The organism is Pediococcus ethanolidurans (assembly GCF_001437405.1).
Lineage (GTDB): Bacteria > Bacillota > Bacilli > Lactobacillales > Lactobacillaceae > Pediococcus > Pediococcus ethanolidurans.
On sequence record NZ_JQBY01000003.1, the window covers coordinates 24,377 to 40,339 of the forward strand.

Below are 15,963 nucleotides of genomic sequence, written 5' to 3' on the forward strand. Positions count from 1 at the left end.
AATTTTATTTTAAAATTCGATTTTAATTTTTTACTTTAGCAATTCTGCCCTGTTCAATATACACACTCAAAATAGCAATATCAGCGGGATTTACACCACTAATCCGACTCGCCTGTGCAATTGTTTGTGGTTGGATTTTTTCTAATTTTTGCCGACCTTCTGTAGCCAGACCATTAATTGCAGCATAATCAATATGATCTGGAATTTTTTTGACTTCCATCTTTTTGAGACGTTCAACCCGTTCCTTGGCCTTTTTAATATAGCCTGCATATTTGATCTCAATTTCAACCTGTTCAACTACTCGTCGATCAAGCTTTTTATCAGGCGCTGGAATAAATTGCAGTAGTTCCTTGTAAGAAACCTCCGGGCGGCGAAGAAATTCAGAAGCCCAGACCCCATCTTTAAGTTCATGACCACCTTTAGAAATTAGAAAATCGCGAACTTGTTTTGGTTTGATTCGAATCGTATCTAAACGGTTTAACTCATTTTCAATATCTGCTTTTTTACCTAAAAATGTTTGGTAACGGTCATCATTAATGAGCCCTAACTCATGACCCATTTCAGTTAAACGCAGATCCGCGTTATCATGACGTAAAATCAACCGGTATTCAGCACGACTCGTAAGTAAACGATAAGGTTCTTTAGTGCCTTTGGTGACCAAGTCGTCAATCATAACACCAATATAAGCATCACTTCGTTTTAAAGTAAATTGACCCTTATCCAAGGCACGTAATCCTGCATTAATTCCAGCCATCAAACCTTGACCAGCAGCCTCTTCGTAACCTGAAGTACCGTTAGTTTGACCGGCAGTATACAAGTTTTTAACCACCTTGGTTTCCAAAGTTGGTTTTAACTGATATGGTGAAACAACATCGTATTCAATCGCATATCCCGGCCGCATCATTTCAGCATCTTCTAACCCCTTAATTGAATGGAGAATTTGTTGCTGAATCTCTTCAGGCATTGAAGTTGACAGACCTTGAACATACCATTCATCAGTATTACGACCTTCTGGTTCAAGAAATAATTGATGATGATCTTTATCTGCAAAACGGACAATTTTATCTTCAATTGAAGGACAATAACGAGGTCCCACACCCTCGATTACGCCAGAAAACATGGGTGCTCGATCTAAGTTTTTACGAATAATTTTATGTGTATACTCATTCGTATAAGTTAACCAACAAGAAAGCTGATTTTTAACATCAATATAAGCACTATCTGGTGTTGTAAAACTAAAATGATTAGGTTCTTTATCTCCAGGCTGCTCTTCAGTTTCATCATAATGAATTGTGCCACCGTCAACTCGTGGTGGTGTTCCTGTCTTAAAGCGTTCCAAATCAAAACCATAATCTTTTAAATTCTTGGTTAACTTCATTGCTGGCTGTGAATTATTAGGACCTGAAGAATACATCAGTTCACCAATAATAATCTTTCCACGGGCAGCGGTTCCTAAGGTCAACACAACACTTTTAGCGTGATAGCGGGCCCCTGTATTAGTGATAATTCCCTTGCAAACACCATCTTCAATAATTAAATCGTCTACGATTCCCTGTCGCAAAGTTAGATTAGGCTCATCTTCAATGGTTTTCTTCATCTGGGCATGATACGCATGCTTATCTGCTTGTGCTCGTAACGCACGAACTGCAGGACCTTTTCCTGTATTAAGCATCCGCATTTGGACATAGGTCTTGTCAATATTTTTACCCATCTCACCACCAAGGGCATCGATTTCACGGACAACAATTCCCTTGGCCGGTCCACCAACTGAAGGATTACATGGCATAAATGCCACCATGTCTAAGTTGATGGTCATTAGTAGGGTTTTATTCCCCATTCTTGCAGCTGCCAAGGCTGCTTCCGAACCCGCATGCCCAGCACCAACTACGATTACATCGTAATCTTTACCTGCATACTGTTTTACTTCTGTCATGACTCTTCCTCCACATTTTGAGCTTCAATCAGCTTCATAATTAGTTTTACATTTAACTTAAATTAACTTCAACTACTTACCTAAACAGAATTGGCTAAACAATTGATCTAATAATTCATCTTGATAACTGTCTCCAGTAATTTCACCAAGAAAGTCCCAACATCTGGTCATATCAATTTGAACCAGATCCACAGGCATTCCATCCTTGAGTCCTTGTAAAACAGAATCTAGTGCATCTTCAGCTTGATTTAATAACCCAATGTGGCGAGCATTGGTCACGATAACGCTATTCTGATTACTTTCAATTCCACCAAAGAATAATTTAGAAATTTTTTCTTTTAAGTCATCTAGTCCAACACCTTCTGTTGCAGATGTTCGAATAACTTGATCCTCAGAAACAAGATTAAACAGTTCATCAGTATCTAATTGCATGGGTAAATCAGCTTTGTTTAAAATAATGATACGTTTTGCTTCATCTGTGACCTTGATCAGCTGACGGTCTTCATCAGATAATGGTTGACTACTATCTAAAACAAGCAAAACTAAATCAGCGGTTTGAATGGCCTTACGACTTCGTTCAACCCCAATTTTTTCGACCTTATCATTGGTTTCATGAATACCTGCCGTATCAACCAACTTCAACGGCACACCACGAACGTTTACATATTCTTCCAAAACGTCACGCGTTGTTCCAGCTACGTCCGTCACAATCGCTTTATCCTCATGCAACATGCGGTTTAACAAACTAGATTTACCAACATTAGGATGACCAACAATCGCCGTAGCTAAACCATCTCGTAAGATTTTACCCTCCTGAGCTGTTTGCAACAATTGTTTAATTTGGGCTTTAACTTCAACCGCTTTTTCACGTAATAATTTACTGGTCATTGTCTCTACATCATCATATTCAGGATAATCGATATTAACTTCCACCTGTGCCAAAACATCAAGAATATCCTGACGTAAGTTCTTAATTAAATGAGACAAATCACCATCTAATTGATTTAAAGCAACTTTCATTGAACGGTCTGTCTTAGCCCGAATCAGATCCATGACTGCTTCCGCTTGAGAAAGGTCAACTCTTCCATTTAAGAAGGCTCTTTCGGTAAATTCGCCTGGTTTTGCCATTCTTGCACCATGACTCAACAAGAGCTGCAAAATATCATTGGTTGGCACAATACCACCATGACAATTAATTTCCACAACATCTTCACAAGTATAAGTTTTGGGAGCAAGCATAACTGAAACCATAACTTCATCAACTATCGCGTTTGTTTTGGGATTAACGATATGACCATAATTAATCGTATGACTTTTAACTTTATGCAGATTCTTACCTTTAAAAATTTCAGAAGCCACATCAAGTGCCGTTTTTCCACTTACTCGCACAATTGAAATGCCACCTTCACCAGGTGGGGTCGAAATTGCAGCAATGGTATCCAATTCAGTAGCTGTTTCTAACATTATCTATTTCCTTTCTAAAACCATTCCAATAAAAAAAGCACCCAGTCCACGCCTTAATAAAAAGGTTACGTGGATAAAGTACTTTCACTACTTTACCTCAAATTTGAATAATTGGTTATATCTTAAAATTTTAGCGCGCATTTGTCAATTTGTTACACTTCATAACTAAATTTGTTCATCTTGAACCAGTGCCACAACTACATATCGATGTGGCTCATGGCCTTCAGAGAAGGTTGAAACAAAATGATTATCGGCCAAAGCGGCATGAATCACTTTTCGTTCAAACGCGGGCATTGGATCCAAAAATACTGGTTCACCAGTTGCCACAACTTCACGAGCCGTATTCTCGGCCAAATGCTGTAAAGTTTCAATTCGTCGTTCCCGATAATTTTCAACATTCAATTCTACATTTACATGTGCAATTCCCTGGTGAAGTAAAAATACTTGCGCTAATGTTTGCAGAGCATTAATTGTTCGCCCGTGTTTTCCAATTAGCATCCCTTCCTGTTCGGTTTTAAATTCAATCGAAACCTCACGGTGGTGGAATTTGTTTGTTGCGGTTGCCTCAATTCCTAATTGCGAAACAATTTCGGATAAATAGTTCTGTAACTCTGTCACAACCGCATCATTCAAACGTGGACGTGCCGTATGTGTCTCACTTGGTGCTAATTCATTGCTGTGCAGCGATTCGTGAACTTCAGCACTAGTTTCATGATTTGCTTCATCAGGTTTATTCTGAACTTCAGAATCATTTTTCAATGCTTTATTTTCGTTAGACTTTGATTTCGGATCTACAGGTACTGATATTTCAATCTTAGCTAATCGCTTACCAATTCCTAAGAATCCTTTTTTCGGTTCAACAAGTGTTGAAATTGTGACAGCTTTTCGATCTAACTTTAAATAAGCAAGACCGATTTCAATTGCTTTTTCGACCGTTGTTCCCGTATAAGTTGCCATTGGCTTACCTCCTTGGTTAAGTTTTATGTACAGTAAAAGGAGATCAGAATGAAACATTCCAATCTCCAGTTATCTTTATCGTTTGTTGCGTCCTTTATAAGCCTTACGTTTTGCCTTGGCCAATGCGCGTTTCTTGTCACGTTCAGCTTGTACCTTTGCTTCACGTTCGCGATTGATTTTAAATGGATTTTGAATAACCATTGTCTGCCCAGCTTGGAAAATGTTTGTAACCACCCAGTATAGTGAAACAGCAGCTGGTACGCTTAACGCTGTAAAGAAGATAATTACTGGCATTCCAATTGTCATCATCGTTGTCATACCATTTTGCATTGGTTGCGACTTCATGCTCAACCATGAACTGACATAGGTAAAGACAGCCGCTAAAATAGGTAAGATAAAGTAAGGATCTTTATCACCCAACTGCAACCACAAGAAGGTCCCAGCTTTTAAGACTTCCGTTCGGTTCACGGCGGCATACAAAGCATACAAAACAGGTAACTGAACAATTAATGGCAAACACCCTGCAACAGGATTTACACCTGCTTCAGAATAAAGTTTTTGTTGTTCTTCACGTAATTTTTGTTGTGTTTCAACATCTTTAGAAGAATACTTCTTTTGTAATGCCTGAACTTTTGGCTGAATTTCAGCGGTTTTCATTGAAGACTTTGTTTGGTAAATCATCAAAGGCAAAATGATAATTCGAATAATAATGGTAAAGATAATAATTCCCCAACCATAATTATTTCCAAACAGCTTAGATAACCAAATAATTGCCCGCGAAAAGTTGTAGACAATCCAGTGATCCCAAATACCGGTACTATTCTTCGTAATGGGAGCTGTACTACATCCAGCTAAAAACAAGGTTAAGCTGGCAATCGCCATCATCGCGATATTTCTTTTGCTATGTTTCACTTACTTTTCCTCACTTTGATCAGTAGTTAAAATATTAGCTAACGTAAATACGTGTTTCAATTGCTGTTTGGTTTCTTTCATTGAAAGACCAGATGCTTGTGGTCGTGCAATGACCAAAAAGTCAATATCTTGACGTAATTGAGGCTTGAATTCTAGAATGCTTTGATTGATGCGACGCTTCATGTAATTTCGCATAACAGCATTGCCAATCTTCTTACCAACAGAAATTCCAACCCGAAAATGGGGTTGTTTGGGCTTTTCCATCACATAAACAACAAATTTTCGATTTGCGAATGAATTATGTGTTTCAAAAACCTTTTGAAATTCTGTTTCTTTTTTTACACGGTATGACTTGCGCATGATCTCTCTCCAAAATAATTCGTATCATCAGGGTTTCTTACATATAAAGGCGGCCTATCTTTTATTTTTGAATTTCTTCAAAAATAAAAGACCACTGGGATCAGTGGCCTTATGCAGATAATACTCTTCTACCTTTTAGACGTCGACGTGCTAAAACTCTACGGCCGTTACTTGTACTCATACGTTTACGAAAACCATGCACACGTGAACGATGACGCTTCTTTGGTTGATATGTTCTTTTCAATTCGTACACCTCCCATAGCAACACTGAAATTTATATAGATTTCATTTACATAATGAAATAACTCAGTATCTAATTACAATTACCATAATATAGTATCACAAATCAATCATCATGCAAAGCTCTTAAACGAAAAAAGATAATTATTTTGTTCACACTTCAAACCTATTACGGTGTGTACCCTGTGGATAAAAACAAATAGTCTTTTTACTTTTGCACCGTTTTTTCCAAACTTATCCGGATATTCACCCCCTGTGATTGAGTTATCCACATTTTCACGATTTTCAGTGGATAACTGCTTGTAACCCCTGTTACTAGGGCTATAGTTATCCACCGTTTTGTGTGAATAACCTAAATTTTCATGAAAATTTGCGTTTTTTTCAACATCCTGTGGATACTTTTTTCCCTAACCTGTGATTTATTTTAAATAGTTTTCCACATCCTGTGGAAAACTATTTTTTTTCATGCTAAAATTAATGCATTGTTTCTTTCGATTTAAGAAGTGAAAACACAAAAAATAAACGGTACGTTACTTTGGAGGGATTTTTGTGCTAAGTAAAGACGAACTCTGGGACCAAATAAAGGCCGATTTCCAAAAAGATGATGATATTTCATCACTCGGTTTTTCGACCTGGATCGATGTGGCTAAACCAATCGATTTAAAAAATCATATCATGACCATCCAACTGCCATCGCCGTTACATCGCGATTATTGGAAACAGCATTTAGCACCAAAATTTGTTGAATATGCCTATCTAATTACGCAGGCGGATATTACGCCCGACTTTGTCTTAGAAGGCGAGCAAGAAGAAACAGTTCAACAAGAAAAAAAGGCCGTTGAAAAACCAAAGACAACGCCCGACTTTATGGAAGTAACTACATTAAATGATAAATATACATTTGATACTTTCGTAACTGGTAAGGGAAATCAAATGGCGCACGCTGCTGCTTTAGTTGTTTCTGAAGACCCCGGCACCATGTATAATCCACTCTTCTTTTATGGAGGCGTTGGCCTTGGCAAAACGCATTTAATGCATGCGATTGGCCATCAAATTCTCAAAAATAATCCTGATACAAACGTTAAATACGTAACTAGTGAAGCATTTACAAATGATTTTATTAATGCGATTCAATCAAAACATCAAGAAGAATTTCGGGAAGTTTATCGAAACGTTGATCTCCTTTTAGTTGATGATGTTCAGTTCTTTGCTGACAAAGAGGCTACGCAAGAAGAATTTTTCCACACATTTGAGGCTTTATATAGTAATCAAAAACAAATTGTTCTAACCTCAGATCGTTTGCCTAACGAAATCCCCAAACTACAAGAACGCCTTGTTTCTCGTTTTAAATGGGGATTATCCGTCGATATCACACCACCTGATTTGGAAACGCGAATCGCTATTTTGCGTGAAAAAGCCATGGCAGATAAAATTGAAATTCCTGATGACACTTTAAACTACATTGCCACGCAGGTTGATTCCAATGTTCGTGAATTAGAAGGTGCGTTAGCTCGTGTCCAAGCTTACGCAAACTTACAAAGTACCAGCATTACCACTGATTTAGCTTCCGAAGCCATGCGTAGTTTGAACTTTGGTACCAAGTTTAGTGAAGTTTCCATTTCTTTGATTCAGGATAAAGTAGCCAAGTATTATCACACATCTATTTCTGACCTAAAGGGTAAAAAGCGAATGAAATCAATTGTGGTTCCTCGTCAAATTGCCATGTATTTATCACGCGAGCTTACCAATGCTTCTTTACCAAAAATTGGAACCGAATTTGGTGGTAAGGATCACACAACCGTTATTCATGCCCATGAAAAAATTGCGGCAGCCTTAAAAAAGGATGACGATTTACAACGTCAAATTGGTGATTTAAAAAGTGAGCTGAAACCATAGACTGTGGACAAGTGTGAATTACTTTTAAAGTTATCCACATGTTATAAACATAGATAATCTTTGACCTACCTAAGCGTTAGGTTACATTTACACAATATCAACAGCCCCTATTACTACTGTTACTTTTAATATATAATTATATATAAATACATTTCGTCCAAAGGAGATTCTTAAAAAATGAAATTCACTGTAAAACGAGCTGCATTCATTAAAAAATTAAATGACGTTCAAAGAGCAATTTCTTCTAAAACAACGATTCCAATTTTGACCGGATTAAAACTAGATGTTGAATCTGATCAGATTATCCTAACTGGTAGTGATGCAGATATTTCAATCGAGACAGTTTTAGATGCAAAAAATGAAGATAACGGATTGTCAATTACTGATCCGGGGAAAATCGTATTACCAGCTCATTTCTTTAGTGATATTGTTAAACGTCTTCCAGAAGAATCAATGACAGTTGAAATTACCGAAGGATTTCAAACAGAAATTTCATCCGGAGCAGCAGAATTTACTATTAATGGTTTAGACGCTAATAATTATCCGCGCTTACCAGAACTTGATGGTAATGATCAAATTCAACTTTCTGGAAATGTGTTTAAACAATTAATTAGTCAAACCGTTTTGGCAGTTTCAACCCAGGAAAGTCGTCCAATTCTAACTGGGGTTCATTTTAGTATTGATGGTGATAAATTTGTGGCTGTTGCAACTGATAGCCATCGCTTAAGTCAACGTCAAATTAAATTACCACAAGGAAATACCGGCAAATATGATGTCATCATTCCCGGAAAAAGTCTCGTTGAGTTGTCGCGAATGATTGGTGAGGAAAATCCCGATGTTATTATGAGAATTTCCGAAAATCAGGTTTTATTTACACTAGGTGACACAGCGTTCTATTCTCGTTTGCTTGAAGGAAATTATCCTGATACTTCTCGTTTGATTCCAAAAGAAGCAACAACTACTTTGGAATTTGATGCACCTGCACTATTAGCTGCAATTGAACGAGCTTCCCTGTTATCACATGAAAGTCGCAATAATGTTGTCAAACTAGCCATTACAACGGCCGATAAAAAAATTGTTATTTCGGGTAACTCACCTGATGTTGGTAATGTGGAAGAACAACTGGATGCAAAGGTTGTTGAAGGTGAAGACTTGGAAATTTCATTTAACCCAGACTATATGAAAGATGCGTTACGGTCATTTGGCCAAACTGAAATTCAAGTTTCATTTACTTCAGCATTACGACCATTTACATTGGTTCCAACTGAAGATCAAGAAAACTTTATTCAATTGATCACACCAGTTCGAACATTTTAGATATAAAGTTCATAAACTAAAGGTTGAAAGCACAAAAGCGTTCGTGGTAACAAGATTGGATCTAAATGCCGTCTTCCAGACCAGGTGAGCCGCAGGACGGCAGTTAAACTATTTTTTGAAGTCTAAGTCGTTTAACAGCAGTTATTGATGTGATTTTGATACTTTCAACCTTTAGTTCATAAATAAAAAAACACGAAGTTGAGAAAATGTTTTCTCAACCTCGTGTTTTATTTTTCATCTAGAAATTAAATTCAGAGGATTTGAGAAAAATACGCAGAAAATGGCAAAAGTGTCTCCCTGTGTTCAAAATCGCTTAAAACGCGAATCATAGCCTCTGAGATTGTTTTTTTAGGTTTTAAAAGGTATAATAGAAAGGTATTGGTAAAGATTCTGCAAAAAATCAAATGAATTATTTTTAGGATGACAAAACACCACTTTAATAATTAATTGATTTAAAAAATAAGCTTTAGAAAGGTGGTTGTAATTTTGGAAAAAGAAGTTTTAATTACAACGCCATTCATTACGCTCGGTCAACTCTTAAAAGAAGAATCAATCATTGGGACTGGTGGACAGGCTAAATGGTATCTTCGTGAACATGCTATAGAGGTAAATGATGAGCCTGAGAATCGGCGGGGAAAAAAGCTATATCCTAAGGACACAGTTGATATTCCAGGTGAAGGACGGTTTCTTGTGCGTTCAAGACGTGAGGATTAGTCATGTATTTGGAAAATATTAGTCTCCATAATTTTCGGAATTATTCAGATTTGGAGACCGAATTTATTCCTGGTGTTAATGTTTTGCTGGGAGCAAATGCTCAAGGAAAAACAAATTTACTGGAATCAATTTATGTGTTGGCACTCACCAGAAGTCATCGAACTTCTAATGATCGTGATTTGATCAGTTGGGGTGCGGATAATGCACGATTGGCAACGCGAGTTCATAAGAGAATGAGTTCAGTTCCCTTAGAGTTGGAATTAAGTTCTAAAGGAAAACGCGCTAAGGTTAATCATTTGGAACAAAGTAAGCTATCACAATATATCGGTCAACTAAACGTTATTTTGTTTGCACCTGAGGATTTATCTTTGGTTAAGGGGTCACCTGCAATTCGACGTCGATTTATCGATATGGAATTTGGACAAATGAGTAGCAAATATCTCTATAATTCCGCCCAGTATCGCACGATTTTAAAGCAACGTAATCAGTATTTAAAGCAACTTAAATTCAAGGCTAATAAAGATAAAGTTTTTCTTGGTGTCTTGTCTGATCAATTGGCTGCTTACGGAGCAGAGATTATTTTTCAACGACGTCTTTTTCTGAAGAAATTAGAGAAGTGGGCTCAACAGCTACACACGCAAATCTCACTTGGAAAAGAACATCTTACTTTTGAGTATGTTTCCCAAGTTTCACAGAAACAAGATGCGACTGTTGAACAACTGTATGACGAATTACAAAAAGCTTTTGCAAGCCATGAGGAACGGGAATTACAACAAGGAACCACATTGGTTGGTCCCCAGCGTGATGACGTTCGTTTTTTAGTCAATGACAAAAATGTGCAAACATTCGGATCACAGGGACAACAGCGAACAACGGCTTTGAGCGTTAAATTAGCTGAAATTGATCTTATGAAAGAGGAAACGGGTGAATACCCGGTGTTGCTATTAGATGATGTGCTATCTGAATTAGATGACGATCGGCAAACGCACCTTTTGAAGACCATTCAAAATAAGGTTCAGACTTTTTTAACCACAACCAGCTTAAGTGGTATTGCCCGACAGTTGATTGACGAGCCACGAATTTTTACAATTAAATCAGGTACTTTGCATAAGGAGGAATAAGATTGGCTGACGAAGATAAAACAAAAACTCCCCAAGAAATTGAAAATGCACGTGAACGTAAGGAAGAAAAAGCGGAAGAATACGACGCAAGTCAAATTCAAGTTCTTGAAGGACTAGAAGCAGTTCGAAAACGTCCCGGTATGTATATTGGCTCAACGAGTTCACAAGGTCTACATCATCTTGTTTGGGAAATTATTGATAATGGAATTGATGAGGCCTTAGCGGGTTTTGCAGATAAAATTAACGTCATTGTTGAAAAAGATAATAGTATTACCGTGACGGATAATGGTCGTGGAATTCCGGTCGGTATTCAAGCTAAGACGGGTAAGCCAGCCTTGGAAACTGTTTTCACAATCCTCCATGCCGGTGGTAAGTTTGGCGGCGGCGGATATAAAGTTTCAGGTGGATTACATGGTGTTGGTGCTTCAGTTGTCAATGCGTTGTCAACTAGCTTGGACGTTAGAACTATGCACAACGGTAAGATTTATTATATGGACTTTACGCGTGGCAAAGTCAAAACGCCAATGACAGTAATTGGTGAATCTAAACCGCATGAACATGGCACAATCGTTCATTTCTTGCCAGATGCTGATATTTTCCAAGAAACAACTGTATTTGATATTAAAACGTTACGAACACGAATTCGTGAACTTGCATTTTTGAATAAAGGATTACGCATTACTTTAAAAGATATGCGTCCAGAAAAACCTACAGAAGATGACTTCCTATACGAAGGCGGAATTCGTCATTATGTTGACTACCTTAACGAAGGTAAAGATGTTTTGTTCCCAGAACCAATCTATGTTGAAGGTGTCGAAAAGGGCATTACCGTTGAAGTTGCGATGCAGTATACAGAAGGTTATCAGAGTAAATTATTAACATTTACTAATAATATTCATACTTATGAAGGGGGAACCCATGAAGAGGGCTTTAAACGAGCATTAACACGGGTTGTCAATGACTATGCGCATAAGAGTGGCATGTTAAAGGATAACGAGGATAATCTTTCTGGTGATGATGTTCGTGAAGGTTTAACGGCCGTAGTCAGCGTTAAGCATCCTGACCCACAGTTTGAAGGACAAACGAAAACCAAACTGGGTAACTCAGATGCAAGAACGGCTGTTAATGACGTTTTCGGCGAACATTTCAATAAGTTCTTGATGGAAAATCCAGATACTGCCCGAAAAGTTATCGATAAAGGCTTATTAGCTTCAAAAGCCCGAATTGCTGCTAAACGTGCGCGAGAAGTTACTCGAAAAAAGAGTGGCCTTGAAATCAATAATTTACCCGGAAAATTGGCTGATAATACGTCTAAGGATCCAGCAATTAGTGAATTATTCATTGTCGAGGGTGATTCAGCCGGTGGTAGTGCTAAACAAGGTCGTTCACGTTTGACACAAGCCATTTTACCAATTCGAGGAAAAATCTTGAATGTTGAAAAAGCTACTCTAGACCGGGTTTTAGCTAATGAAGAAATTCGTTCGCTATTCACGGCGTTAGGTACTGGTTTTGGCGAAGAATTTGATGTTACAAAAGCTAATTATCATAAATTAATTATTATGACCGATGCCGATGTCGATGGCGCGCATATTCGTACATTATTGTTAACGTTATTCTATCGATACATGCGGCCAATGATTGATGCAGGCTATGTTTATATTGCACAACCACCGCTATATCAGGTACGACAAGGTAAAATGATTAAATATATTGATTCTGATGAAGAACTACAGGAAACTTTGGGACAATTGCCACCAAGTCCAAAGCCTGCAATTCAACGATACAAAGGTTTAGGTGAAATGGATGCTTCTCAATTATGGGAAACAACCATGAATCCAGATAACCGTCGTTTATTAAGAGTTTCTGCTGAAGACGCTGACGCAGCTAGTGGTGATTTTGAAATGTTGATGGGCGATCGCGTAGAACCACGACGGAAATTTATTGAAGACAATGCCGTTTATGTAGAAAACTTAGACGTTTAATTTAGGATTGGAGGTTAAAGAATTTGTCTGACGAAGAAAATATTGGAACTCGAGTGACAAATGTCAATTTGAGTCGAGAAATGCGAACATCCTTCCTAGATTATGCAATGAGTGTTATTGTGGCACGAGCTTTGCCAGATGTACGAGATGGCTTAAAACCAGTACATCGCCGAATTTTATATGGGATGAATGAACTAGGAGTTACGCCGGAAAAACCTTATAAGAAGTCAGCCAGAATCGTTGGGGATGTCATGGGTAAATATCATCCCCATGGTGATTCCGCAATCTATGAATCAATGGTACGAATGGCCCAAGATTTCAGTTATCGTTACATGTTAGTTGATGGTCATGGTAACTTTGGTTCTGTTGATGGTGATGGCGCAGCTGCAATGCGTTATACCGAAGCTCGAATGAGCAAAATTGCGGTTGAAATGTTACGCGATATCAATAAAAATACGGTTGATTTTCAAGAAAACTATGATGGAACAGAGCGAGAACCAAAAGTTTTGCCAGCCCGTTTTCCCAATTTATTAGTTAATGGAGCAACTGGAATTGCGGTCGGGATGACGACCAATATTCCGCCACATAACTTATCTGAAGTCATTAGTGCTATTCATATTTTGATGGATAATCCTGAAGCTACTACGGCTGATTTGATGGAAGCCGTTCCTGGACCTGACTTCCCAACTGGTGGAGTGGTTATGGGTAAATCAGGAATTCGAAAAGCCTATGAAACTGGTAAAGGTACGATTATTTTGCGTGCCAAAGTTGATATTGAACAGGAAAAGAGTGGCCGTGAAAAAATTGTGGTCACTGAACTTCCATACATGGTCAATAAGGCAAAGTTAATCGAAAGAATTGCTGAATTAGCTCGTGATAAACGAATTGAAGGCATCACAGATGTAAACGATGAAACCGATCGTGAAGGTATGCGAGTGGTAATTGACGTTCGTCGTGATATGAGTGCTTCTGTTGTTTTAAACAATTTGTACAAAATGACTTTGATGCAAACCACATTTAGCTTTAATATGCTGGCAATTGTGGATGGTGCACCAAAAGTTTTGAGTTTAAAGCAGATTCTACAGTATTACCTTAAACATCAAGAAGAAGTTATTCGTCGTCGAACTGAATTTGATTTGAAAAAGGCGCAAGCACGTGCCCATATCCTTGAAGGCTTACGAATAGCCCTTGATCATATTGATGAAATCATTTCAATTATTCGTAACTCTGAAACGGCTGAGATTGCCAAAGATCAGTTGATGCATAACTATTCATTGTCTGATAAACAATCCCAAGCCATTTTGGATATGCGTTTGGTTCGTTTAACCGGTTTGGAACGTGAAAAAGTTGAGAATGAATACAACAAGTTAACGGCTGAAATCGCTGATTACAAAGATATCTTAGTTCATACGGAACGGATCAATCAGATTATTTATCAAGAATTACTTGATATTCAAGATAAATTTGGTGATAAACGACGAACAGAATTACTTGTAGGTGAAGTTCTTAGCCTTGAAGACGAAGATTTGATTGAAGAAGAAGACGTCATGGTTACGTTGACACATAATGGTTACGTAAAACGGATGCCACAATCTGAATTCAAATCCCAACGTCGCGGTGGTCGTGGTGTACAAGGAATGGGAGTTCATGATGATGATTTCATTGAACATCTTGTTTCAAGCTCCACCCATGATGTGCTGTTATTCTTTACCAATGCCGGTAAAGTTTACCGAATGAAAGGTTATGAGATTCCAGAGTATGGCCGAACTGCCAAGGGAATTCCGGTTATTAATCTTTTGGGAATTAGTGCAGGTGAAAGCATTCAGGCTGTCATTAATGCCGGTCAAGATCATGACCAAGCAGATGAACGCTACCTCTTTTTCACAACGTTAAAAGGAGTTGTCAAACGAACTCCTTTGAATGAATTTTTGAATATCCGAAGCAATGGTTTAAAAGCAATTAACTTAAAAGATGATGATGAGTTAATTAATGTGGTTATCACAGACAATAAACAAAATATCATTATTGGTACTCATAAAGGGTATGCGGTTAGTTTTGCTGAAGGTTCTGTTCGGTCAATGGGTCGTTCAGCGACTGGTGTTCGTGGTATTCGTTTACGAGACGATGACTATGTGGTTGGGGTTGATTTATTGAAACCAGAAAGCAAAGTACTCGTCATTACTGAAAAAGGATACGGAAAACGGACATTGGCTAGTGAATATCCAATTAAAGGACGTGGCGGTAAAGGAATTAAAACTGCTAATGTCACAACCAAGAACGGACCGTTAGCTGGTTTGACGACGGTTGCTGGTGATGAAGATATCATGTTGATTACTGATCGTGGTGTTATGATTCGTTTTGATGTGGATTCTGTACCAGAAACAGGACGTGCAACAATGGGTGTTCATTTAATTAAAATTGATGAAGATTCCAAGGTTGCGACAATGGCCAAAGTAGATCATGAAGACGAAGATGATCCTGATGAAGCACCACAAGATTCATCTGCTGATAGTCAAGCTCAATCTACTGAAGAAACTTCAACTGAAGATTCTTCTGAAGAATAATAAATAAATAAAATAAATCTCAATAAACAACGTAACTTAGTTATGTATCGTTTATTGGGATTTTTGTTTATTGCGTTGCACAAGTATGCATGCTATAATTTAAGTTCGTGAGTAACTATTAATTTAGAAGCTCTCCTTGCTTTCTTAAATCGTTAAGAAAGCCACTTAGTCCATAAGGAGGTGTAAAACACATGGCACAAAAATCATATGAGATTACTTATATCATTGCACCAGATGTTGAAGAAGCAGCTAAGGCAGCCTTAGTAGAACGCTTTGACAAGATCTTGACTGACAATGGTGCAGAAGTGGTTGATTCAAAGGATTGGTCCAAGCGTCGTTTTGCTTATGAAATCGGTGGATACAACGAAGGTATCTATCATGTCGTAAACGTTAAAACAAACGATGACAAGGCCTTGAACGAATTTGACCGAATTTCAAAGATTACTGACGGCATCTTACGTCACATGATCGTTGTACGTTAAACAATAAACAGAATTATTAAT

Annotated in this window: 13 protein-coding genes; 7 read left to right on the forward strand and 6 right to left on the reverse strand. The window is 37.9% G+C overall.

Annotated elements, in window-relative coordinates:
• Positions 1-22 precede the first annotated feature (22 nt).
• The 6 genes from mnmG to rpmH all read right to left on the reverse strand — a co-directional run bounded on the left by mnmG (position 23) and on the right by rpmH (position 5,870).
• Positions 23-1,933 carry a tRNA uridine-5-carboxymethylaminomethyl(34) synthesis enzyme MnmG gene (gene mnmG / locus IV87_RS01705; protein WP_057805180.1) on the reverse strand — a complete coding sequence of 637 codons (1,911 nt, stop codon included), beginning with the start codon at positions 1,931-1,933 and terminating at the stop codon, positions 23-25.
• Positions 1,934-2,005: 72 nt separating this feature from the next.
• Positions 2,006-3,397 carry a tRNA uridine-5-carboxymethylaminomethyl(34) synthesis GTPase MnmE gene (gene mnmE, locus IV87_RS01710; protein WP_057805181.1) on the reverse strand — a complete coding sequence of 464 codons (1,392 nt, stop codon included), beginning with the start codon at positions 3,395-3,397 and terminating at the stop codon, positions 2,006-2,008.
• A 165-nt stretch (positions 3,398-3,562) separates the two neighbouring features.
• On the reverse strand, positions 3,563-4,354 hold the full coding sequence (gene jag / locus IV87_RS01715; RefSeq protein WP_057805182.1) for an RNA-binding cell elongation regulator Jag/EloR: 792 nt from the start codon (positions 4,352-4,354) through the stop codon (positions 3,563-3,565).
• A gap of 75 nt (positions 4,355-4,429) precedes the next feature.
• Positions 4,430-5,266 (reverse strand): membrane protein insertase YidC, encoded by an 837-nt coding sequence (yidC, locus tag IV87_RS01720; RefSeq protein WP_057805183.1) that lies wholly within the window; start codon positions 5,264-5,266, stop codon positions 4,430-4,432.
• A complete protein-coding gene (gene rnpA / locus IV87_RS01725) occupies positions 5,267-5,626 on the reverse strand; it encodes a ribonuclease P protein component (protein ID WP_057805184.1) in 360 nt (119 codons plus the stop codon).
• Between the two features lie 109 nt (positions 5,627-5,735).
• Positions 5,736-5,870 carry a 50S ribosomal protein L34 gene (gene rpmH, locus IV87_RS10855; protein WP_074693854.1) on the reverse strand — a complete coding sequence of 45 codons (135 nt, stop codon included), beginning with the start codon at positions 5,868-5,870 and terminating at the stop codon, positions 5,736-5,738.
• A 545-nt stretch (positions 5,871-6,415) separates the two neighbouring features.
• Between rpmH and dnaA the strand changes: the two genes are divergently transcribed.
• The 7 genes from dnaA to rpsF all read left to right on the forward strand — a co-directional run bounded on the left by dnaA (position 6,416) and on the right by rpsF (position 15,942).
• A complete protein-coding gene (dnaA, locus tag IV87_RS01730; protein ID WP_057805185.1) occupies positions 6,416-7,762 on the forward strand; it encodes a chromosomal replication initiator protein DnaA in 1,347 nt (448 codons plus the stop codon).
• Between the two features lie 177 nt (positions 7,763-7,939).
• Complete coding sequence (gene dnaN / locus IV87_RS01735) at positions 7,940-9,079, forward strand: DNA polymerase III subunit beta (RefSeq protein ID WP_057805186.1); 1,140 nt, start codon at positions 7,940-7,942, stop codon at positions 9,077-9,079.
• Between the two features lie 486 nt (positions 9,080-9,565).
• Positions 9,566-9,793, forward strand: coding sequence for a S4 domain-containing protein YaaA (gene yaaA, locus IV87_RS01740; RefSeq protein WP_057805187.1), 228 nt, complete (start codon positions 9,566-9,568; stop codon positions 9,791-9,793).
• 2 nt (positions 9,794-9,795) lie between these two features.
• The gene (recF, locus tag IV87_RS01745; protein ID WP_057805188.1) at positions 9,796-10,914 is read left to right on the forward strand and encodes a DNA replication/repair protein RecF; all 1,119 of its coding nucleotides are present in this window, start codon (positions 9,796-9,798) and stop codon (positions 10,912-10,914) included.
• A 38-nt stretch (positions 10,915-10,952) separates the two neighbouring features.
• Positions 10,953-12,896: a DNA topoisomerase (ATP-hydrolyzing) subunit B gene (gene gyrB / locus IV87_RS01750; RefSeq protein ID WP_057805300.1), complete on the forward strand. Its 1,944-nt coding sequence runs from the start codon at positions 10,953-10,955 to the stop codon at positions 12,894-12,896.
• Positions 12,897-12,976: 80 nt separating this feature from the next.
• A complete protein-coding gene (gene gyrA / locus IV87_RS01755; protein WP_057805301.1) occupies positions 12,977-15,460 on the forward strand; it encodes a DNA gyrase subunit A in 2,484 nt (827 codons plus the stop codon).
• Between the two features lie 191 nt (positions 15,461-15,651).
• On the forward strand, positions 15,652-15,942 hold the full coding sequence (gene rpsF, locus IV87_RS01760; RefSeq protein WP_057805189.1) for a 30S ribosomal protein S6: 291 nt from the start codon (positions 15,652-15,654) through the stop codon (positions 15,940-15,942).
• Positions 15,943-15,963 lie beyond the last annotated feature (21 nt).